At 74.6% G+C, this 20,327-nt stretch carries 21 protein-coding genes; 15 read left to right on the top strand and 6 right to left on the bottom strand.

What is annotated here, in order from left to right; translation table 11 throughout:
• Positions 1-98 precede the first annotated feature (98 nt).
• Both BLQ97_RS20365 and BLQ97_RS24060 read left to right on the top strand, forming a co-directional pair.
• The gene (locus BLQ97_RS20365) at positions 99-1,091 is read left to right on the top strand and encodes a DUF222 domain-containing protein (RefSeq protein ID WP_245692536.1); all 993 of its coding nucleotides are present in this window, start codon (positions 99-101) and stop codon (positions 1,089-1,091) included.
• Positions 1,069-1,251 carry a hypothetical protein gene (locus BLQ97_RS24060; protein WP_245692534.1) on the top strand — a complete coding sequence of 61 codons (183 nt, stop codon included), beginning with the start codon at positions 1,069-1,071 and terminating at the stop codon, positions 1,249-1,251. The genes BLQ97_RS20365 and BLQ97_RS24060 overlap by 23 nt, the downstream gene beginning before the upstream one ends.
• A gap of 107 nt (positions 1,252-1,358) precedes the next feature.
• Here BLQ97_RS24060 and BLQ97_RS20360 read toward each other — a convergent pair whose 3' ends face one another.
• From BLQ97_RS20360 to BLQ97_RS20350, 3 genes are all read right to left on the bottom strand, one after another.
• Positions 1,359-2,516, bottom strand: a complete 1,158-nt coding sequence (locus BLQ97_RS20360; RefSeq protein WP_091368260.1) for a hypothetical protein — start codon at positions 2,514-2,516, stop codon at positions 1,359-1,361.
• Positions 2,506-3,033 carry an RNA polymerase sigma factor gene (locus tag BLQ97_RS20355; protein WP_217637294.1) on the bottom strand — a complete coding sequence of 176 codons (528 nt, stop codon included), beginning with the start codon at positions 3,031-3,033 and terminating at the stop codon, positions 2,506-2,508. The genes BLQ97_RS20360 and BLQ97_RS20355 overlap by 11 nt, the downstream gene beginning before the upstream one ends.
• Positions 3,034-3,145: 112 nt before the next feature.
• Positions 3,146-3,733, bottom strand: a complete 588-nt coding sequence (locus tag BLQ97_RS20350) for a TetR/AcrR family transcriptional regulator (RefSeq protein ID WP_091368258.1) — start codon at positions 3,731-3,733, stop codon at positions 3,146-3,148.
• Positions 3,734-3,827: 94 nt separating this feature from the next.
• Here BLQ97_RS20350 and BLQ97_RS20345 point away from each other — a divergent pair, with 94 nt between their 5' ends.
• The 4 genes from BLQ97_RS20345 to BLQ97_RS23495 all read left to right on the top strand — a co-directional run bounded on the left by BLQ97_RS20345 (position 3,828) and on the right by BLQ97_RS23495 (position 8,768).
• Positions 3,828-4,991, top strand: a complete 1,164-nt coding sequence (locus BLQ97_RS20345) for an acyl-CoA dehydrogenase family protein (protein WP_091368256.1) — start codon at positions 3,828-3,830, stop codon at positions 4,989-4,991.
• Positions 4,992-5,104: 113 nt separating this feature from the next.
• On the top strand, positions 5,105-5,536 hold the full coding sequence (locus tag BLQ97_RS20340; protein WP_091368254.1) for a DUF1707 SHOCT-like domain-containing protein: 432 nt from the start codon (positions 5,105-5,107) through the stop codon (positions 5,534-5,536).
• Positions 5,537-5,611: 75 nt separating this feature from the next.
• Positions 5,612-6,007: a nuclear transport factor 2 family protein gene (locus BLQ97_RS20335; protein ID WP_091368252.1), complete on the top strand. Its 396-nt coding sequence runs from the start codon at positions 5,612-5,614 to the stop codon at positions 6,005-6,007.
• 100 nt (positions 6,008-6,107) lie between these two features.
• On the top strand, positions 6,108-8,768 hold the full coding sequence (locus tag BLQ97_RS23495; protein ID WP_091368250.1) for a putative bifunctional diguanylate cyclase/phosphodiesterase: 2,661 nt from the start codon (positions 6,108-6,110) through the stop codon (positions 8,766-8,768).
• 61 nt (positions 8,769-8,829) lie between these two features.
• Here BLQ97_RS23495 and BLQ97_RS20325 read toward each other — a convergent pair whose 3' ends face one another.
• Positions 8,830-9,276, bottom strand: a complete 447-nt coding sequence (locus BLQ97_RS20325) for an ArsI/CadI family heavy metal resistance metalloenzyme (protein ID WP_091368248.1) — start codon at positions 9,274-9,276, stop codon at positions 8,830-8,832.
• An 80-nt stretch (positions 9,277-9,356) separates the two neighbouring features.
• Here BLQ97_RS20325 and BLQ97_RS20320 point away from each other — a divergent pair, with 80 nt between their 5' ends.
• The 5 genes from BLQ97_RS20320 to BLQ97_RS20300 all read left to right on the top strand — a co-directional run bounded on the left by BLQ97_RS20320 (position 9,357) and on the right by BLQ97_RS20300 (position 14,848).
• Positions 9,357-9,758 carry an ArsR/SmtB family transcription factor gene (locus BLQ97_RS20320; RefSeq protein WP_245692531.1) on the top strand — a complete coding sequence of 134 codons (402 nt, stop codon included), beginning with the start codon at positions 9,357-9,359 and terminating at the stop codon, positions 9,756-9,758.
• A 5-nt stretch (positions 9,759-9,763) separates the two neighbouring features.
• Positions 9,764-10,174: an arsenate-mycothiol transferase ArsC gene (locus BLQ97_RS20315; protein ID WP_091368247.1), complete on the top strand. Its 411-nt coding sequence runs from the start codon at positions 9,764-9,766 to the stop codon at positions 10,172-10,174.
• A gap of 352 nt (positions 10,175-10,526) precedes the next feature.
• The gene (locus tag BLQ97_RS20310) at positions 10,527-13,385 is read left to right on the top strand and encodes a zinc-ribbon domain-containing protein (protein WP_175471844.1); all 2,859 of its coding nucleotides are present in this window, start codon (positions 10,527-10,529) and stop codon (positions 13,383-13,385) included.
• Between the two features lie 93 nt (positions 13,386-13,478).
• The gene (locus BLQ97_RS20305; RefSeq protein ID WP_139173773.1) at positions 13,479-14,150 is read left to right on the top strand and encodes a hypothetical protein; all 672 of its coding nucleotides are present in this window, start codon (positions 13,479-13,481) and stop codon (positions 14,148-14,150) included.
• Between the two features lie 5 nt (positions 14,151-14,155).
• Positions 14,156-14,848 (top strand): RES family NAD+ phosphorylase, encoded by a 693-nt coding sequence (locus BLQ97_RS20300; protein WP_175471843.1) that lies wholly within the window; start codon positions 14,156-14,158, stop codon positions 14,846-14,848.
• A gap of 144 nt (positions 14,849-14,992) precedes the next feature.
• On the opposite strand, the gene BLQ97_RS20295 is transcribed toward BLQ97_RS20300, so the two are convergent.
• Positions 14,993-16,225: a hypothetical protein gene (locus tag BLQ97_RS20295; protein WP_175471842.1), complete on the bottom strand. Its 1,233-nt coding sequence runs from the start codon at positions 16,223-16,225 to the stop codon at positions 14,993-14,995.
• A gap of 112 nt (positions 16,226-16,337) precedes the next feature.
• On the opposite strand from BLQ97_RS20295, the gene BLQ97_RS20290 reads away from it, so the two are divergent.
• From BLQ97_RS20290 to BLQ97_RS20275, 4 genes are all read left to right on the top strand, one after another.
• Positions 16,338-16,694, top strand: a complete 357-nt coding sequence (locus tag BLQ97_RS20290; protein WP_091368238.1) for a hypothetical protein — start codon at positions 16,338-16,340, stop codon at positions 16,692-16,694.
• Between the two features lie 4 nt (positions 16,695-16,698).
• The gene (locus BLQ97_RS20285; protein ID WP_091368236.1) at positions 16,699-17,667 is read left to right on the top strand and encodes a tyrosine-type recombinase/integrase; all 969 of its coding nucleotides are present in this window, start codon (positions 16,699-16,701) and stop codon (positions 17,665-17,667) included.
• Between the two features lie 164 nt (positions 17,668-17,831).
• A complete protein-coding gene (locus tag BLQ97_RS20280) occupies positions 17,832-18,137 on the top strand; it encodes a hypothetical protein (RefSeq protein ID WP_139173772.1) in 306 nt (101 codons plus the stop codon).
• 92 nt (positions 18,138-18,229) lie between these two features.
• Positions 18,230-19,261 carry a hypothetical protein gene (locus tag BLQ97_RS20275; RefSeq protein ID WP_139173771.1) on the top strand — a complete coding sequence of 344 codons (1,032 nt, stop codon included), beginning with the start codon at positions 18,230-18,232 and terminating at the stop codon, positions 19,259-19,261.
• 80 nt (positions 19,262-19,341) lie between these two features.
• On the opposite strand, the gene BLQ97_RS20270 is transcribed toward BLQ97_RS20275, so the two are convergent.
• Positions 19,342-19,887 carry an HNH endonuclease gene (locus tag BLQ97_RS20270; protein ID WP_091368232.1) on the bottom strand — a complete coding sequence of 182 codons (546 nt, stop codon included), beginning with the start codon at positions 19,885-19,887 and terminating at the stop codon, positions 19,342-19,344.
• Positions 19,888-20,327 lie beyond the last annotated feature (440 nt).

Here is a 20,327-nt window from a genome sequence, read left to right as displayed (position 1 = left end):
CTCGCCACCCCTGTCAAGGTGCTTGCGACATCTGTGGACAGGCGTCTGACCTGCGGATACGTAATGCGACAGGTCGCTCGTTCAGCTAGACTTCGTACATGTGTTCGGGTGACTGGTCGACCGGTGACGTGCTGGAGGACGTCGCCGCGCTGGTCGCCGAGCGCAACCGGATCGACGCCGCCCTGGCCCGCCGGGTGCGGGACGCGGAGCTGGCCCAGGCGGCCGAGCGCGACGGGCTGAAGTCGATGCGCTCGTGGCTGGCCGGGCACTGCCGGCTCTCGGCCGCCGCGGCCGCCCGCATCGTGGGCAACGGGCGGGTGCTGGCGCACCTGCCGGCGCTGGCCGAGGCGCACGACGCCGGGCTCGTGTCGGCCGAGCAGGTCGCGGTCGCAGCGACCGCGCTGACGCCGGAGCGCCTGCAGGCCGCCGCCGAGCAGGGCGTGGCGCTCGGCGAGGTCGACGCGGTGCTCACTGGCCTGGCCGTTCAGCAGCCGCACACCGACTTCGTGCACGCGGTGCGGCACTACCTGGCCCGGCTCGATCCCGACGGCCCGGAGCCCGATCCGACCGAGGGGCGGCGGTTGAGCCTGGCCAAGCACGCCGACGGCAGCCTGAGCGGCCGCTTCGAGCTCGACGCGGTGGGTGGGGAGAAGCTGCAGGCGGCACTGGAGTCGTTCGTGCAGGCCGACCGGCCTGCCGGGGACGAGCGCAGCCGGGCGCAGCGGCTGGGGGATGCGCTGGTGCAGCTGTGCGACACCACGCTGGCCGCCGGTTCGCTGCCGGTGCTGCGGACGGTGAAGCCGCACCTGGCCGTGGTCATCGACCTCGACGACCTCGCCGGCACTGCCACCGGCCCGGAGGCCGCGCGGATGGGGTTCGGCGCGGTGATCTCCGCCGCCCGCGCCCGCTGGCTGGCCTGCGACAGCACCGTCTCCCGCGTGGTCTTCGGCCCCGACGGCGCGCCGGTCGACCTCGGCCGCGAACACCGCCTGGCCAACCGGTGTGGCCCCTCCGCAGGGGCCCACCGCGAGCTTGCGAGTGGTGGGGGGCGGAGGGGTCCTTTCTCTGGTGCACTGGCTCGACGGCGGTGAGACCAACCTGCAGAACTCGGCGCTGCTGTGCGAGCGGCACCACACCAAGGTCCACCACGGCTTCCGCGTCGAGCGACAACCGGAAGGACACTGGCGGACCTGGCGACCCGACGGCACCGAGATCGGCGTCCCGTCACCCCTCCTGCAACCCGCCGCCTGACCACCTGAACGGGACCGGGCACGGCCGCCGCCGACCAGCGGACGGCCGTGCCCGCGTGCGCGGGATCAGGAGCGCGGGGTCAGGCGCCCGCGGTCAGGGGCTCGCGGTCAGGAGCTCGCGGTCACCTGGTCACCGATCTGCAGCACCTGGTCCCGGGTCAGCTGCCGCGGCGCCAGCAGGAGGAAGAGGCGCCCGTCCGGGAGCCGGCCGACGAGGGTCCAGGAGCCGGGGCCGCCCGCGTCGTCCTCGACGGCGGCCAGCAGGCCCGGCCGGCCCTGGACCGTCACGGACTCCGGCGGGCCGGCCACGGGGATCCCCTCGAGCAGCTCCTCCGGCGTACCGGGGTACTCGGCGCCCACCACGCTGACCCGCAGCAGCAGGGCGGGATCGGCGTCGCTGACCAGGTCGAGGCTGCGGCTCTCCTCGTAGCCGCCCACCGACCACCCCGCCGGCGCCAGCCCGAACTGCAGGCCCACCGGCTGCGGCCGGTCGACGATCGACCCGGCCACCCGCACCAGCGACGCGGTGTCGGCCTGCGGCCCCTCACCCAGGAGCCACACCCACCGTCCGTCCGGCCGCTGCCACAGCAGGCTGACCGCGTCCCGCTCGCGCCACACCGCGGCCTCGGCGCCGTCGACCGTCGCCGTCCCGGTCGGCTCGCCCTCCGGCGAGAACCCATACTCCCCGGACGACCGCGGGTCCTCGGGGAAGAGGCCCAGCAGCACCCGGCCGGGGTCGACCGCACCGGGGTCGGCGGGCGCGTAGTCGGCGACGTAGAACGGTGGTGTGCTGCCGTACCGGGGGATCCCGCCGCGGCGGCTGTAGGAGGGGGTCAGGCCCTCGGGCACCTCGGCGAGGGTCACCGGGAAGGTGACCTCCTCGGCCGCCACCAGCGCGATCCGGCCGGACAGCCCGCCCGGAGTCACCGGCGCCGTGGCGGTCGGCGTCGCCGTGGACCCGGCCGGGGTGTCCGGCGAGCCCACCAGGACGGCCGTCGTCGCGGCGGCCGCGACCGCCACCAACGCCGTCGTGACGCGGACGACCGCCCGCCGACCGGGCCGGCGCCGTCCCCGGCGCACGTCCGCACGGGCGTCGGCGACGAGCTGCCGTGCCGCGACGACCGACGCCGGCTCGTCCGCGACGAGCGACAGCCCGACGTCGGCCGTCACCAGGTCGAGGAACTCCTCGGGCAGCGGGGGCAGGTCGGCGTCCGACGGGGTGGCGGCACCGGCGAGCAGCGCGTCCAGGTCCTGCTCAGAGAGCACGGTCGGCCTCCTCGGTGGACGAGAGGACGGCGCGCAGCCGGGTGCGCGCCCGGTGCAGCCGGACCCGCGCGGTGCCCGGCGCGACGCCCAGGGCGGTGGCCGCCTGCGCCGGGGTGGGGCCCTCCCAGGCCACCAGCGTCACGAGCTCGCGGTCCTCGGCGGACAGCTCCTCGAGGGCCGCCCGCACCCGCTGCCGGTCTGCGCGGCCGGCGTGCACCTCAGCCGGGTCGGGGACGGCCTCGCCGGCCATCGCCGCGGCGAGCCGCTCCCCCAGCCGGCCCGATCGCAGGGTGCTGCGGGTGGCGTTGGCCAGGCACAGCCGGGCGATGCCGAACAGCCACGGCCGCACCTCGTCGTCGGCGTCCGGCAGGTCGTCCCGCCGCCGCCACGCGGTCGCGAAGGTCTCGGCCACCACGTCGAGGGCGTCCTCCCGCGACGCCGCCCGCCGCAGCGCGTACCCGAGGACGGCGGTGCCCAGCTCGCGGTAGGCCTCCTCGACGCGGTACGGAGCCGCCACGGGCCCGGTCGTGGGCGGCGGCTGCCCGCGCATCGCGATCACACCCCCACATGTCCGGTCCGGCCCGATCGTCACGGAGGCGGCGGACGGCGTCCCCCGGCGACCGCGACGCTCAGCGGCTGATCCCGTGCAGCAGCAGCGCGGCGAGCTCGCGGTAGGCGGCGGCGTCGTCGAGGCCGGTGGCCCGCGCGGTGTCCCCGCGGCCGATCCGCAGCATCAGCGTGGTCACCGTGTCGGCCACCAGCGCCGCGTGCACCTCCCGGAACCGGCCCGCGGCCACACCCTCGGCGATCAGCGCGCTCACCCGCTGCGCGGCCACGGCGGTGTTGTGCTCGTAGACCGCCCGGGCCGGCGGGAACGCCTCCAGGTCGCGGTGGAAGGCCCGCGACGCCGGCGTCAGCGCCCGCGCCACCGCCTCCAGGTAGGCGGTCACCCGCCGCGCGGGGTCACCCTCCCCCGCCGTGCGCGCCTCCACGGCCTCGGTGGCCCGCCGGAAGAAGTGCCGCACGACGCGGACGGCGAGCTGCTCCTTGCTGTCGGCCAGCGCGTACAGCGTCGTCTTCGAGCAGTGCAGCCGGACGGCGAGGTCCTCGAGGGTGAACCGGGCGAAGCCCTCGGCGAGGAACAGCTCCTCGAGCTGGTCGAGCAGCTGGGCCTGGCGGGCGGTCAGCCGCCGCTCCCCGGTGTCCGTCGTCGTCACCGCACCTCCCGGCCCGACAGCATGCGCCTGGACGCACGACAGTACTGCGGTACCGTCTGCAGTACTGCTGATCCGTCCGCGACGAGGGGGACCCGTGGCCGTCGACCGAGAGCTGCCCACCCAGGAGGCGCACGACCTGATCGCGCTCACCCGCGACCTGGCCGACGCCGAGCTGGCCCCCCGCGCGGCGGAGTACGAGCGCGAGGAGCGCTTCCCGCGGGAGGTGTTCGCCAAGCTCGGTGAGGTCGGCCTGCTCGGCCTGCCCTTCGGCGAGGACGTCGGCGGCGGCGGCCAGCCCTACGCCGTCTACCTGCAGGTGATCGAGGAGCTGGCCGTGCGGTGGGCCAGCGTCGCGCTGGGCGTCAGCGTGCACACGCTCGCCTGCGGGCCGGTCGACCGGTTCGGCACGCCCGAGCAGCGCGAGCAGTGGCTGCCCGAGATGGTCGGCGGCCGGCTGCTGGGCGCCTACTGCCTGTCGGAGGCGCACGCCGGCTCCGACCCCGCCGCGATGCGCGCCCGCGCCGTCCGCGACGGCGAGGGCTGGGTGGCCTCCGGCGAGAAGGCGTGGGTCACCCACGGCGGGCAGGCCGACTTCTACTCGACCTTCCTGCGCACCCCCGACGACGGCGACCGCGCGATCTCCTGCTTCCACCTCACCCCCGACCTGGCCGGCTTCGGCGCCGCCCCGCCCGAGCAGAAGATGGGGCTGACCGGCTCCACGACGGCCGCGATGCGCCTCGACGACGTCGCCGTCCCGGCCGGCCGGATGGTCGGCGAGCCCGGCCGCGGCCTGGCCATCGCGCTGTCCGCGCTCGACTCCGGCCGGCTCGGCGTCAGCGCCGTCGCCGTCGGCCTGGCGCAGTCCGCCCTCGACGTCGCCGTCGCCTACGCGCTGGAGCGCGAGGCCTTCGGACGGCGGATCGTCGACCACCAGGGCGTCGCCTTCCTGCTCGCCGACATGGCCGCCGCCGTGGAGTCCGCCCGCGCCACCTACCTGGTCGCGGCACGCCGCAAGGACGCCGGCCTGCCCTACTCCCGGCAGGCCAGCATCGCCAAGCTGGTCGCCACCGACGCCGCGATGAAGGTCACCACCGACGCCGTCCAGGTGCTCGGCGGCGCCGGCTACACCCGCGACCACCCCGCCGAGCGCTACATGCGCGAGGCGAAGGTCATGCAGATCTTCGAGGGCACCAACCAGATCCAGCGCATGGTCATCGGCAAGCACCTCGCGAAGGAGGCCACCCCCGCCAACGGCTGAGACCACCGGCGGCTGACCGTGCAGGACGCACGGCCGATCGGTGACGTCTGTCAATGGTCGCCGGCGCGGGGGCTGGGGAGACTCGGGGCACACCGCCCGACGAGGAGTCCGAGATGCCCGAGCCGCACCTGCGCGCCGCCGACGCCGACCGCGCCGCCGCCGTCACCCGACTGGACCAGGGCCTCACCGACGGCCGGCTGACCCTGGCCGAGTACGAGGACCGCGCCGCCCGGGCACACACCGCCCGCACCTACGGCGAGCTCGCCGAGCTCACCGCCGACCTGCCGCGCCCGGCCGACCGGCCGCGTCCCGTGGCCCGCGCCGTGTACGGCGGCCCGTGGCACGGCGCCTGGGGTCACGACCTGCGCGCGGCCTGGGCCGGCTGGGCGACCACCGCGGTGGTCGTCGTCGCCGTCTGGCTGGTGTCGGTGGTCGCCACCGGCGACCTCCGCTACCCGTGGCCGGTGTGGGTCGTCGGCCCGTGGGCCGTCGCCCTGGTCGCCCGCACGATCGGTGCGCGTCGTCGGGGACAGCCGGGCACCTGAGATCCGGTGCGGGTGCGTCCGCTCCGGCGCGGGTAGCCCTGCGGGGACCGCAGACGACCTCCCGGGAGGACCCCCGTGCACACGCTCACCGAGCGCTTCACCGACGCCCTGCACCACCTCGACGCCACCGGCGACGCGCAGCCGATGGTCGACCTCACGGGCGCGGACGCCCAGCTAATGAAGCTCAACCAGGACCACGAGACGCGCGGGCCCGACGGCGCCAAGCGGTTCTGGGAGGACTACCGCCACGTCTTCGGCGAGCTGGAGACGACGTTCACCGGCAGCGCCGTCGGCGAGCGGACCGCCGCGCTGGAGTGGGAGTCGACGGGCACCCTGCGCAGCGGCAAGCCCTTCCGCTACCGCGGCGTGACCGTCATCGAGGGCGACGGCTCCGACGACGGCCCCCTCACCGGTGTCCGCACCTACTACGACTCGGCCGCCTTCATCCAGGAGACCGCCGGCACGGCGTGACCCCACCGCGGCGGCCCCGGTGTCCCGGGGTCGCCGCGGGTCACCCGGACGGGTGAGCAGCGGGTCAACCACCGCGGCGATCCGGTCGATCCCGTTCCCCATGAGTGCCACCCGCCCACCTGGGGAGCGCGCCGCCCGGGACGGCGCTCCCCTGTGGCTCTACCTCACCGCCCTCGTCCTCGTCCCCCTGCTCGGCGTCGCCGGCCTGACCACGGTGATGGTCCGGTCCGCCGTCGTCGAGTCCGGCAGCGCCGCGCGCGCCGCGGCGGCCGTGGGCACCGTCGCCCGGCTGGACGCCGCGCGCAGCGGGGTGGCGCACGAGATGATCCCGTCGCTCGCCCTCACGGTGATCGACGACCCGGCCAGCGCGACCGAGCTCGGCGTGCCCGTCGGGCAGCTCGCCACCCAGCGGACGATGACCCTGGCCATGATCGAGCAGAGCCGGGCGGCCACCGACGACGCCCTGGCCCCGGCCGGCACCGTCGACTCGCCGACGCTGGCCGACGCCGCGCGGCGCGTCGCGGAGCTGCGCGCCCTCGTGGACGCGCACGACCTGCGCGTGGACCTCCTCTACGACCGCTACCTGGCTCTCCTCGACGACCTCGGCACCGCGCAGCGCGAGGCGGTCGGCGCGGCCGCGTCGGAGGAGCTGCCCGCCGCCACGCTGGCGGCCACCCGGGACGTGCAGCTGGTGGGCGAGCTGGTCACGGCGGCCATCGGACAGATGCCGACCTTCTTCGGCGCGCAGCTCGACTGGGGCCGGTCGGGCGACTTCCGGCAGGACTGGCAGGCCGACTGGGCCGCCTACACCGCCGCCCAGCAGGTGATGGGCCGGCTCAGCCAGGACTCCCTGCGCGAGGAGTGGCAGGCGGTCAGCACCTCCCCGGCGGTCACCAGCGTCGACGGCGTGCTGGCTGCGCAGGCCGGGGACGCCGCCGCGACCGCGCTGCCGCTCGCGGACCTGGTCCGGCTGGTGATCGGGACCTCGGCCCGCGACGCCGCCCTCACCGACCTCCTGGACAGCGCCGCCGAGCGCGCCCAGGACCTGGCCGCCGCCGACCGCGCCCGGGCCACCGACCACCGCGACCTCGTCCTGGGGATCGCCGCCGGGCTGGTGCTGGTCTCGCTGCTCGGCGCCCTGTGGGTCGGCCGCAGCATCTCCGGCGCCCTGAGCCTGCTCGCCGACCGCGCCGAGCACGTCTCCCAGGGCCGCCTGGTGGACGTGCCGAGCGTGGGCCCCCGCGAGGCGCGCACCGTCTCCCGCGCGCTGGCCTCGGCGGTCGCCGGGCTGCGGCGCATCCAGCACCAGGCCAGGGCCATCGCCCGCGGCGACCTCGCCCACCCCGTCCTCGACGAGCCCCTCCCCGGGCCGCTGGGCCAGCTGCTGCACGCGTCGGTCGAGCAGCTCGTCGACACCCTCCGCCAGCGGGACACCCTGCAGTCCGCGCTCGCCCACCAGGCCGCGCACGACCCCCTCACCGAGCTGCCCAACCGCGCGCAGGCGCTGTCCCTGGTCACCGCCGCGCTGCACCGCGGCCGGCGCACCGGGCACCCGACCGGGCTGCTGTTCGTCGACCTCGACGGCTTCAAGGCGGTCAACGACGGGCACGGCCACGCGGCCGGCGACGACGTGCTGCAGGAGGTCGCGCGCCGGCTGCGCGACGCCGTCCGTCCGGGGGACGTCGTCTGCCGGCTCGGTGGGGACGAGTTCGTCGTCCTCGTCGAGGAGGCCGGGTCCGAGCGCGACCTGCTCGGCCTGGCGGAGCGGCTGATCGCGGCGGTCAGCGAGCCGATGACCGCTGACGGCTCCGCGGTGCGGATCGGCGCCAGCATCGGCATCGCCGTGTGCAGGGACGCGGACACCGACGCCGACGCGCTCATCGCCGAGGCCGACACCGCCGCGTACCGCGCCAAGCACCGCGGCCGGGGGCGGGCGGAGCTGTTCGACGAGGCGCTGCGCCTGCAGCTCAGTGCCCGGTCGGAGATGGAGGCCGCGATCGTCGCCGGCCTGGCCGCCGGCGAGATGACGCTGCACTACCAGCCCGTGCTCGACCTCGCCGCCGGCCGGCTCGAGGGCTACGAGGCGCTGGTGCGCTGGGAGCGCCCGGGGGTGGGGACGGTGCCGCCCGGCGACTTCGTCCCCGTGGCCGAGGAGAGCAGCCTGATCTGCGACCTCGACCGGTGGGTCCTGCACGAGGCGACCCGCCAGCTGGCGGAGTGGCGGGCAGCCGACCCGGTGGAGCCCGGCGAGCCCGAGCCGACCGTCGCGGTGAACGTCTCCGGCCGCCACCTGGCCGACCGGCGCATCCTCGCCGACGTCACGGACGCCCTCGCGGCGTCGGGCCTCCCGCCCCGGCTGCTCGTGCTGGAGGTCACCGAGACCGTGCTGGTCAACGACCCCGTCGCGTTCACCCACCTGGCCGCGCTGCGGGAGCTGGGCACCACGATCGCCATCGACGACTTCGGCACCGGCTACACCTCGATCGGCCAGCTGGGGAACATGCCGGTGGACACGCTCAAGATCGACCGCAGCTTCGTCGCCTCGACGCAGCCCGGGCACCCGGAGCTCGTGGCCCTCATGATCCGCGCCGCCCACACCTTCGGGCTCACCGTGGTCGCCGAGGGCGTGGAGGAGGAGGAGCAGGTGGCGTGGCTCCGCGACCAGGCCTGCGACCAGGCGCAGGGCTACCTGCTGTCCCGCCCCCTGCCCGCGGCCGCCGTGGCGGCCCTCCGCCGGCCCGCGGTGCCCGCCGGCGCCTGAGCGGCGGACCCGCACCCGACAGCGGCCCCCGGGGCATCCCGGGGGCCGCTGTCGTCGGCGTTCAGCAGCAGGCGGCCGGCTCCAGGCTCTCCGCCGTCGCGGCAGGGGTGCAGCAGGCCGGCGCGTCGCCGGAGAACGTGGGGCTGTCCGCGAGCACGGTGTAGACCTCCCACCGCTCGCCGCCGGGGGTGTCCTGCACCCAGAACTTGGTCTGCTCCGCGTAGCAGCAGGTGGAGTCACGCTCCTCGGTCGAGGCGAGGCCGGCTGCGGCGAGGCGGGTCCGCTCGGCGTCGACCACGTCGACGTCGGCCACCTCGATGCCCAGGTGGTTCAACGTGCCACCGGTGCCCGGGTTCTCCAGCAGCACCAGCTTCAGCGGCGGGTCGGTGATCGCGAAGTTCGCGTAGCCGGGCCGGGTCTTGGCCGGCCCGGCGCCGAACAGCCTGCTGTAGAAGGCGGTGGCGGCCTCGACGTCGTCGACGTTGAGCGCGAGCTGGATGCGGGACACGGTGACCTCCAGGGCGGACGAACACGGAACCATTCACAGACGTCGATGGATGAAGGTGCCGCTATCATCGACAGATGTCAATGGGTTTGCGACAGGCGACCGTCGACGACGAGGAGATCGACCCGATGACCGTGCGCGAGCTGACGGTGCTCGACCAACCCGAGGTGGCGGCCTGCTGCGCGCCGCTGTCCGCCGAGGTGCTGTCCGCGCCGGGCGCGGAGGTCCTGGCCAGGCAGTTCGCCGCCCTGGCCGACCCGGTCCGGCTGCGACTGCTGTCACTGCTGGCCACCGCGGAGGACGGGGCGGTCTGCGTGTGCGACCTGACCGAGCCGGTCGGCCGCACCCAGGGCACGGTCAGCCACCACCTGCGGATCCTGGTCGAGAGCGGGCTGGCCACCAGCGAGAAGCGGGGCCGCAACGTCTGGTACGCCGTCATCCCGGCGGCGCTCGAGTCGCTGCGCAACGCCCTGGCGCCCCGGTGAGCGCGATGGACCCGGCGCCGGCCACGCCGTCCGTGCTGTTCAGCTGCGTGCACAACAGCGGCCGCAGCGTCGCCGCCGCGGCCCTGCTGCGGCACCACGCCGGCGACCGCGTCGACGTCCGCTCCGCCGGCTCCGAGCCCGGCCCGGCGGTCAACCCGGTCGTCGCCCGGGTGCTCGCCGAGCGCGGCCTGCCGGTGACCGACCACACCCCGACCAGGCTCGAGCGCGGCCTGGTCGAGGCCGCCGACGTCGTGGTGACGCTCGGGTGCGGCGAGGCCTGCCCGTACGTCCCGGGCACGCGGTACGAGGACTGGGAGGTCACCGACCCGAAGGGCCAGGACCTCGCCACGGTGCGGCGCATCGTCGACGACCTCGACGCCCGCGTCCGCCGGCTGCTCGCCGAGCTCGTCCCATAGGCCGGGGGGCCGTCGGCGGGGACCGCCTGGTGCTGGGTGGGCAAGGGGGGAGTTGGCGGTGCGTCACTGGGCGATTCCCCAGCGGAGCCAATCCTGGGCGCTCCTCCTGCTCCTGATCCACCGTCCCGGTCGGCGCCGCGGGCATTCTTCCGGGCTTTCATGATCACGATGGAGACGCTACGCCGTCCCTCGGACAGTGCATGGGCGTGATCGCCGCGCACGGGTCCGGACTGCCTCAGCCTTGACTAACAACCTCGCGGCACTGCCCTGAACGTCATCCGGCGCCGTACAGCGGCCGGTCGCGCTCGGCAGGTTGGCGGATCGTCGTGACTGCGCCGTACGGTCACGCCCCGTGACGAGCCGGCGCAGCTCCAAGTACGGCACCGTTGCCGATCACCCGATCTTGGCTGCTCAGTTCGACGTCGTACGCAACGGTCGCCCGCCCCATGAGGTGAAGGCCAGCACCCCCGACAAGCTGTGGTGGACCTGCTCGGTCGCCCCGGACCACCGCTGGGCGGCCTCCGGCAGCAACCGCGTCCGGTTGGGTAGCGGCTGCCCGGCGTGCGCGGGCCGTCAGGTGTCGGTGACGAACAACCTGCTCAACTACCCGGAGCTGGCCGTGCAGTTCGACCTCGGGGCCAACGGCGGGCGCACCCCGGATCTGGTGGTCGCGACCACAGGCAAGCGTCTGTGGTGGCGTTGCCCGGTCGCCGACGATCACCGCTGGCAGGCGAAGGGCGCGGACCGAGTCGCCGGCACCGGATGCCCGGCGTGCGCCGGCCAGCAGCCGTCGGTGACCAACAACCTGCTCAACTTCCCGGAGCTCGTCGCGCAGTTCGACGTGCAGGCCAACGGCGAGCGGACTCCCGACCAGATCGTTGCCGGCACCCACGCGAAGCTGTGGTGGACGTGTCCGGTCGGCGACGACCACCGCTGGCAGGCAAAGGGCGAGGACCGAGTCGCGGGCGCCGGGTGCCCGGCGTGCGCCAGCAAGCGGGTGTCGGTGACCAACAGCCTGGCCCGGTATCCGGAGCTGGCCGCGCAGTTCGACGTGCAGGCCAACGGGTGCACACCCGAGCAGGTAGTGGCCGGCACTCACCGGCGGCTGTGGTGGACCTGCGCGGAGGGCCCGGACCATCACTGGCAGGCAACCGGCGCGGACCGCCTTGCCGGCACCGGCTGCCCCGCCTGTGCCGGCAAGCGGGTGTCGGTGACCAACAGCCTGGCCCGGCATCTGGAGCTGGCCGCGCAGTTCGACGTGCAGGCCAACGGCGGGCGCACTCCCGACCAGATCATCGCGGGCACCAACGAGCGCCTGTGGTGGCGCTGCCCGGTCGCCGACGACCACCGGTGGCGGGCCAGCGGCGGAGACCGGCTGCGTGGTCGCGGCTGCCCGGCCTGCGCGGGCCGGCAGGTGTCGGTGACCAACAGCCTGGCCCGCCACCCCGAGCTGGCCGCGCAGTTCGACATCCAGGGCAACGGTGGGCGGACTCCCGACCAGATCATCGCGGGCACCAACGAGCGCCTGTGGTGGCGCTGCCCGGTCGCCGACGACCACCGGTGGCGGGCCAGCGGCGGAGACCGGCTGCGTGGTCGCGGCTGCCCGGCCTGCGCGGGCCGGCAGGTGTCGGTGACCAACAGCCTGGCCCGCCACCCCGAGCTGGCCGCGCAGTTCGACATCCAGGGCAACGGTGGGCGGACTCCCGACCAGATCATCGCGGGCACCAACGAGCGCCTGTGGTGGCGCTGCCCGGTCGCCGACGACCACCGCTGGGTCGCGGCCGGCAACAGCCGCGTCGGCTCGAGGGCCCGAGGCTGCCCGGCGTGCGCCGGCCGGCAGGTGTCGGTCACCAACAGCCTGGCCCGCCACCCGGTGCTGGCTGCGCAGTTCGATGTGCAGGCCAACGGCGGGCGGACTCCCGACCAGATCGTCGCCGGCACCGCTGAGCGCCTGTGGTGGCGCTGCCCGGTCGCCGACGACCACCGGTGGCGGGCCAGCGGCGGAGAGCGACTTGAGGGAACGGGCTGCCCGGCGTGCGCCGGCAAGCGGGTGTCGGTGACCAACAGCCTGGCCCGGTATCCGGAGCTGGCCGCGCAGTTCGACGTGCAGGCCAACGGGTGCACACCCGAGCAGGTGGTCGCGACCACGAGCAAGCGCCTGTGGTGGCGCTGCGCGAAGGGCCCTGACCACCGCTGGGTCGCCTCGGGCAGCAATCGTGTGCACTTGGGGGCTGGCTGTCCGGCGTGCGCTGGCCAGCAGCTGTCGGTGACCAACTCGCTGGCCCGGTATCCGGAGCTGGTCGCGCAGTTCGACGTCGAGGCCAACGGCGGGCGCACTCCCGACCAGATCGTCGCCGGCACCACCGAGCGCCTGTGGTGGCGCTGCCCGGTCGCCGACGACCACCGGTGGCGAGCGACGGGGGACAACCGGGTGCGCCGCGGGATTGGCTGCCCGGCGTGCGCGGGCCGTCAGGTCTCGGTGACCAACAACCTGCTCAACTACCCGGAGCTGGCCGCGCAGTTCGACGTGCAGGCCAACGGCGGGCGCACCCCCGACCAGGTGGTCGCCGGCACCAACGCGAAGCTGTGGTGGGCCTGCCTGGTCGCGGCCGACCACCGCTGGCAGGCCGTCGGCTCCAGTCGCATCGCCGGAAGCGGGTGCCCGGCCTGCGCGCTGGTCGCTGTCTCGGCCCGGGAGGTCCGGCTGGCCGCCGAGCTTGCCGCAGTGCTCCCTGGTCTCGATGTCGACGACCACCGCGTCGAACTGCCGGGTCGCCGGGCGCAGCACGTGGACGTCCTCGACCACGGACGTCGCCTGGTCGTCGAGTACGACGGCGTCTACTGGCATGCCGGTGAGAAGAAGGAGGCCGGGGACCGGGCCAAGACCGCGCGGCTAACCGAGGCCGGGTACACCGTCATCCGGGTCCGCGAGGCGCCCCTGGCACCCATCACCGTCGCCGACGTGACCGTCCGCCCCACGGAGCCGATCCACGCGGTCACCGCCGCGGTCCTCGACCGTGTCGCGGAGCTCCGCCCCGACCTGCTTAGCGCTGCCGAAGCCGCCGCCTATCGCCTCGACGGTCGAGAGCTGGCCACTCACGCGGCCGAGGCCCGGCTCGCGGATCTGCGTGCTGAGGCGGCACGCCGGCGAGCGCGGGCAGCGGACGACATGGGGAGCCCGCGGCCGCCGGACGACGACGAGGCGGCCTGATCGTCGCGCAGGACCCCTTGTCGCCCCGCAAGGAACCCTGCGTGATGACAATGATGGTTGACACCTGCTCTCATCCTGCTCACAATCGAGTACATGAGCGCGCCGACCACCCCAGGCATCGCGACCCTCAAGGGCGCGACGGCCGCGAAGGTGGCGAAGGACTGCCTGCACCTGAAGGTCGCCCCCCGCCAGAAAGACCAGTTGGTCGTGGCGGTGGCCGCAAGCGATGCGACCGAGGCGGCGGAGCTCGTCGACCTCATCACCGCCGCTAAGTCCGTGCTGGGCCGTGAGCGCGGCACCCTTGAGCGGGTCCTGCAGGCACTGCTGCCGGCCAAGAGCTACACCAACTCGTCCCCCGCGGTGCTCGAGCAGGTGCAGCGCAACGCCGAGGCGCGCGCCCAGCTGGCCGACGAGTTCGGGCTGCTGTCCAGCGGCGATGTCGCCAAGCTCGCCGGCTCCACCGCGAGCAACCCGGCCGCCCTGGCCAATCGCTGGCGCACCGAGGGGAAGGTGTTCACGGTCGATGACGCGGGGTCGCAGCGCTTCCCGGGCTTCCAGTTCGGGAAGAACGGTCGCCCGTTGCCTGTCATCGCCGAGATCCTCGCGGCCATCGGCGAGCGGCTGACCAGCTGGGAACTGGCGCTCTGGTTCACCAGCAGCAGTGACTGGCTGGGTGGCGAGCTGCGTCCCGTCGACGTGCTCGACAGCGATCCGGAGCTGGTTGTCCGCGCCGCGTCTGCGCTTGCGGGCGAGCTCCTCGCCTGACCGGGGTGAGTTCTCCTGCGCGGCCGCCGTCACGGGTTCCGGCGCCGGTCGTCGTGCCGGCGCCGGGCGCCCCGGACAGCCTCGACCCGCTCCTGACAACCTGGGAGGCCGGCAAGGAGTTCCACCGCTGCTACGAGGTCGACTGGCGTCCGTGGGACTTCTACGCCGGCGATGACACCCGCCGCAGCCGCTTCTCGCCGTTCATCCCGGACGGCGCCACGGAGCCCCTGCCGGTGCTCTACGGCGCCAACGACTTCGACGGCGCCGTGTTCGAGACGGTGTTCCACGACGTGCCGATCCGCGGGGTCCGGCGCGTGCCGCACGCCAAGCTGCTGCACCGCCTGGTCACCGTCCTCATCCCGACCCGGGACCTCACCCTCGTCGACCTGACCAGCGACGGCCTGCGCCGGCTCGAGATGGAACCCCAGGAGCTCACCACCTGCGGCGCCCCCTCCTACCCGGAGACCGCGGCGTGGGCCCGGGCCCTGCACGCCCACCCGCACCGCGTCGACGGGCTGCTGTGGGTCTCCCGGCAGCGCAACACCAGCCAGGCGCTGGTCCTCTTCGGCGATCGGGTCAGCGTCAGCGACCTGGCGCTCGCCCCGAAGGTGCCTCTGACGCTCGGGGCCGGCGCCGGGCTTGACGCCGTCTGCGCCGCGGCGAGCCGCGTCGGCATCACCATCACCGGTCTCGTCTGACGTCGGACGGCCGGGCTCGTCGGGCGGGCGGCGAGGGCTCCGGTCCGTATGGCAGATAACGCGTAGGGGTGGGGTGCGCGGCCGGCGTCGGTCCGAGCGGGCGCCGGCGGGATCGCCGGGGCCGTAGCGTCAGGGAACTGGTCGTTATCTGCCATCGTCGCCGCCGGCCCCGTCCTGAACGGCGATGCCCTCGTCGATGTAGGAGTGGTCGCCCTCGACCTCGAGGTCGAACACGTAGCCGCCCTCGCAGGGCTCCTCGACGACCTCGCGGACCTTCCGCCACAGGTAGGACTCGTCCTGAGCGCTCCGGTAGTCCCGCAGGTGGTGCCCGGAGATGTACTGCTGCTTGAGGGGGTTCCGCACGGCCCGAAGGCCTGCGGTGACCCGCTCTCCACATCCGCATCGGCAGTACCCCTCGCGCGACTCCTCCTTGCGCTCCGACGGCAGCGTCACGTTCCAGCGGTACTGGCGGGTTGCGGCGTGCCGGTTGACCGACGGCTCCGAGCCGACGATGGCCGGCCGCCGGCCGAGACCTACGGCGATGGCGTGCATGTCCAGCGCCAGTCGGGCGGAGACGGTGATGCCGTCCCGGCTGGCGACGTTGCCGCGGACCCGCACGTATCCATCTCCGTCGTACCAACCGCCCAGCACGCCGGCGAGGAACGCGGCGTCGCCCGCGGTGACGTGCTCGGACAGGTGCTTGTCGCCCCGCTTGGTGGTCCCCGGGACGAGCCGCTCGAACAGCAGTCGCCACGCCTTGCCGTACAGGACGACGTTCACGACGCCGTTGGGCCGCGGCTGAGCACGCCCCTCGGCCCCCAGCGCCTCCTTGATGAGTGCCACCGTCTCCGGGGCGAGCGTGTCCCGCTCGTGTGCGCCGTAGGTCCACACCACCTTGTTCGCGGTCGTGTTCCCCTCCGCGGCGTAGAGGCCGAGGAGGCGCCCCAGGGCCGCAGTCATGGGCAGGCGCGGGGGCAGGGCCTCGACAACGGAGTCGACTGCACCGGTCTTGCCGTAGTGGGTGACCGTGCGCGCGCCTCGGGTGGGGGCCCGCAGCTCCATGAGGTTGACCAGGGCACCGGGCTCGATGCTGTCCGCTCGGGCGGGGATGTAGCGGGGCAGCGCGATCCAGTCGTCGTCGGTGAGATCTCCCGCCGCGACGAAGCCGCGACGGGTGAGCACCGGGCGGTCCGGGGCGCACCGGAGGTGCGAGTGCCCCCAGGCGACGATCCTGATCAGTGCTCCGGTGTGCCGCCGGGCCATGACGTGGGTGACGGTGCCTGTGCGGCCTTCCGCTGTCGCGACCTCGTCGAGGACGCGGATGTCGCGGATGAGGCGTTGGGAGCCGTCGGCCATGCGGATCATCACGGCCAGCATGAGAGCAGTCGGTGACGACCTTCCGGGACGCCGCCCCGCAACGCTGGCCGGGGCCACTGCCTGCACATTCCTCGCCATGTTCCTGTCGGTGGCCTGCTCTACCGTCCAAGCTGTGGCCGTGGAGGAGTACCGCCGGACGTACCGCTGCGGCCTGACCCGCTACGACGTGCAGCGCGACCCCGTCGACCACGCCCTGGACAAGGTCCTGCCAGCCGACCTCGGCCCGGTGCACGCCGTCCCCATCCCGCCGCAGGACGGCCGGATGCTGCGAGAGCCGGAGTTCCTCGACGGGTGGGGCTACGCCACCGCCCTGTGCGGCACCACGGTCAAGGTCCTTCTTCCGCAGTCCTTCGACCCCGGGGACGAGGACAGCTGCCGGCGCTGCGTGGGGCCTTCGTTGCGCGGAGGGGACGCCCCCAGTCGCCGCGACGACGAGCCGGACGCCGACCGCGACGACCAGGAGCAGTGACCCGATGACCGCCGTGACCCGCCTGCACCGCGCCGCCGGCCCGGTGACGCTGGCCGACGCGTCCCGCCGGTTCCTGCGCCGGGACGCGTTCGAGCCGCCCACCCGGCTGGCCTACGGCCGCACCCTGGCCGCGCTCACCGAGGTCGTCGGCGCCGACGCCGACATCGCCGCGATGACCACCGAGCAGCTCGAGGACGAGCTGCTCGAGCGCTGGGCCGACGCCGCGGCGACCACCTACAACCGGCACCGGGCGGCGCTGCTGAGCTTCTTCGGCTGGTGCGTCGAGCGCGGCTACCTCGCCGCCAACCCGGCCGCGCTGGTCGAGGCGCGCAAGGTCCGCCGGCGCAGCGAGGACGAGCGCCGTGAGCGGCCGATCAGCCGCGACCTCATCGCCGCGCTGTGGACCCTCGACGGCGTCGCCGGCCGCGACCGGCTGTTCTGGCGGATGGCCTACGAGACATGGGCGCGGGCCGAGGAGCTCCTCGGCATCGACATCGAGGACCTCGACACCGTCCGCCGCGAGGCGCGGGTGCACGGCAAGGGCAGCGACGTGGAGACGGTGTGGTGGGCCACCGGCACCGCCCGACTGCTGCCCCGCGTCATCGGCGACCGGACCGGCGGCCCACTGTTCCTCGCCTCCCGCCGGCCGACGAAGCCGATGCCCGCGGCCAACGTCGACCCGCACACCGGCCGGGCCCGGCTGTCCTATCGGCAGACCGAGCGGATCTTCGCCGAGGCCGGGCGGCGGCTCGACCCGGACGGCCCGCCGTGGACCCTGCACCGGCTGCGCCATGCGGGCATGTCGCACGCCGTCGAGGACGGCTACTCCGTCGCCGCCATCCGCGCGAAGTCGCGGCACGAGTCGCTCCGATCGCTGGAGGTCTACACGAACCCCAGCGCCGACTCGATCCGCGCGATGACCGACGACCTCGACGGCACCGCCCGCCGGCGCCGCCGGCAGGGCACCCGCTGAACGGGCGCGCGCAGGCGCTGGTCACGCTGCTGGCGCCCTACGCCGACCCGGAGTTCGAGCAGATCGGCCGGCTCGTCGGGGTGCCGTCGGCCGTCGGCGAGCAGGCCCTACGCCTGCTGACACCGGACCAGGTCACCGCACGCTGCAACGGGGCACAGCCGCCCATGTCCTGGCTCGTCCGACAGGCCGGCCTCCTCGGCGGGCAGCTGGTCGGCGGGCTCGCGCCCGGCCGGGCCTACGTCCGCTTCGACGGGGTGCAGCTGCCCCCGGAACCGGCCCGCATCCTGGCCCGCCGGATGGCCGCCGAGTGGCCGGCGACCGCGGAGGCCGCCGACGCCCTGACCGCAGCGGTCGCCGAGGCCTGGACGTCGTGGACGGCCCGGCAGCCCTCGTGGACCGGAACCGGCATCGACCTGCTGAGCGGGGCGCTACCGCCCGACACCGCCTGCGTGGGGTTCTGGTGGGACTGACCCGGTGCCACTGCCGCCGTTGCGGCACTGCGGCGTTGCGGCATGACCGCGGGTGCGCCGGCGGCGGGCAGGAGCAGCCGTAGCGTGCCCCGGTGAGGAAACGTGGGGACGCGGCGGTGACGAGCAGCAACGGGGCGTGCAGCACTCCGGGCTGCGGGAACGGGTCGCGGTGGCCGCGGCGCAACCGCGGCATGGGGTTCTGCGACGCCTGCCTGACGGGCCTGGTGCAGGCCTGCGACGCAACGGTGGTCCGGCTCGGCGACGGGCCGCGGGACCGGTTCCGCACCCGGCACAACCCGTGCGGCGCGGTCGTGGACGTGTCGCTGGCGATGCTCCGGCGCGGCGGCTGGGTCTGCCAGATGTGCAAGCACGGCGGCTGGTCCTGGCACTCCGGGTGGTCCGGCGACTGGCCGGTGGCCCGGCAGGAGCAGCTGTTCGCCGCCGCCGGCCTGCGGCCGCTGCAGCCGCTGGGCGACGCCCACCGCAGCGACCCGGTCAACGTCGAGTGCATCGAGTGCGGCGGCGCCCAGGTCGACACCCTGCGGGGCTTCTCCGAAGGGGTGCGGCTGTCCTGGCTGCCCTGTCACCACTGCAACACCGCCCGGTTCCGGCCGACGACCGCGACGGTCGCCGCTCGTTTCGAGGCGCTGGGCCTGCAGTTGCTCGACGAGTTCGACGGGGACCCCGGCCGACCGCTGCAGGCCGTCTGCCGGCGCTGCGGCGCTCCCCGGGCGGTGGCGTGGACGGCCATCTGCTCGGGCACCCCGCCGTGCCTGCGCTGCGACGGCGCCCGGCTGGACCCCGACGCCCCGCACCGGGTCTACCTCGTGCACTTCCCCTACCTCGGCGACGTCGGCGTCTACAAGGTCGGCATCACTCACTGCGCCGACGACGGTCGGCTCAACGCTCACCGGCGCGCCGGGGGCGTCGTGCTCCACACCGTGCAAGTCCGCGACCGGGCCACCGCGCTGGTCCTCGAGCGGCACGTCCTCGAGCGCTACCTGCCCGCGGCCGCGGTGTCGTTCCCGTCGGAGCTGCTGCCGCACGGCGGCGCCACGGAGTGCTGGTCCGCGCACGCCGGCTACCCCGACCTTGCTCACGCCGCCGACGGACTGGCCCGGTAGCAGTCGCCGTCGGCGAAGTCGTCCCACAGGTTGTGGGACGACTTCAACGGCAGCGGCGCGGCTCCGCCTTCGCGGTCCGCTCAGCGCAGCGGGCGGTCATCGGGGTCCTCTGTCCGGGCGCCCTTCTGCACGTTGCAGAGCCAGTGCGCGAGCTGGGTGTTGTCGCGGCTGTGCGCGCCGCCCACGACGAGCGGCACGACGTGGTCGAGGCTCGCCGACGCGGGGTCCGGCCAGCGCAGGTCCCGGTCCACCGGGCCACCGCAGAGCCGGCAGTGCCAGCCGTCCCGCTCGAACACCTTGATGGGGTCGAAGCGCTCAACGGTCGCGCCTTCGAGGCGGACCCGGCGGGCGTGCCGGGCGGTCGACGACGAGGTGCGGCGCCGCTCCTCGGACAGAGCGGTCCGCGCGGCGGTCCAGAGGGTGATGGGATGTCGGGCGGCCACCGGAACGCAGACCACCGCCTCCCAGCGGAACTCCCGGCCCTCGGGCGTCACGTCGCTGATGAGCTCGTGCGTCCAGTGCAGCGTCTTCCCGTCGACCGAGGCGGTCTGCACGAGGTGGTGGCCGGAGGGGTCGAACTCACCGATGAGGCCGGACCCCCGGCCGTCGACCGAGGCGGTCTGCACGAGGTGGTGGCCGGAGGTGTGCTGTGCGAGGAAGAAGCCGTGGGGGCGTGCTCAGGAACGCGCGGCAGCTCCTCCGGGCGCACCCACTCGTAGACGGTGACCTCGCCGTCGCGCTCCACCACATCGCCGGAGCGCGGGCTGAATCCGTCGAACTCGTAGCGCAGGCCGTTGTCCGCCGGCGTCGGGAGGGTGGCGAACACCCGCGGGGACGGGTCCTGCCGCGGGTCCGGCATCGGCGCGGGCCGGGGGATGGGCAGGTCGGCGCCCTTGTCGATCAGCCGGTTGAGCTGCCGACCGAGCTTGGTGTTGCACCGGTCGCTGCAGACGTGCCGGTCGCGGTACTTCCAGAAGGCGTTCGCCGGCACCGGTTGCCCGCACTTGACGCACGGTTCGCCTCCGGCCGCTCGGCCGTCGGGGTGCCGCAGCAGCGCGTCGCGCCA

This window comes from Geodermatophilus telluris (assembly GCF_900102745.1).
Taxonomy (GTDB): Bacteria; Actinomycetota; Actinomycetes; order Mycobacteriales; family Geodermatophilaceae; genus Geodermatophilus; species Geodermatophilus telluris.
This window is presented reverse-complemented; position numbering and strand designations above follow the sequence as displayed.

Bases quoted from the DNA above. Each gene is read 5' to 3' on its own strand.
- BLQ97_RS20365 (WP_245692536.1), top strand. From the start codon at position 99: ATGTGTTCGGGTGACTGGTCGACCGGTGACGTGCTGGAGGACGTCGCC.
- BLQ97_RS20340 (WP_091368254.1), top strand. From the start codon at position 5,105: ATGCCCGAGCCGCACCTGCGCGCCGCCGACGCCGACCGCGCCGCCGCC.
- BLQ97_RS23495 (WP_091368250.1), top strand. From the start codon at position 6,108: ATGAGTGCCACCCGCCCACCTGGGGAGCGCGCCGCCCGGGACGGCGCT.
- BLQ97_RS20320 (WP_245692531.1), top strand. From the start codon at position 9,357: ATGGGTTTGCGACAGGCGACCGTCGACGACGAGGAGATCGACCCGATG.
- BLQ97_RS20315 (WP_091368247.1), top strand. From the start codon at position 9,764: ATGGACCCGGCGCCGGCCACGCCGTCCGTGCTGTTCAGCTGCGTGCAC.
- BLQ97_RS20305 (WP_139173773.1), top strand. From the start codon at position 13,479: ATGAGCGCGCCGACCACCCCAGGCATCGCGACCCTCAAGGGCGCGACG.
- BLQ97_RS20295 (WP_175471842.1), bottom strand. From the start codon at position 16,225: ATGCTGGCCGTGATGATCCGCATGGCCGACGGCTCCCAACGCCTCATC.
- BLQ97_RS20285 (WP_091368236.1), top strand. From the start codon at position 16,699: ATGACCGCCGTGACCCGCCTGCACCGCGCCGCCGGCCCGGTGACGCTG.
- BLQ97_RS20280 (WP_139173772.1), top strand. From the start codon at position 17,832: ATGTCCTGGCTCGTCCGACAGGCCGGCCTCCTCGGCGGGCAGCTGGTC.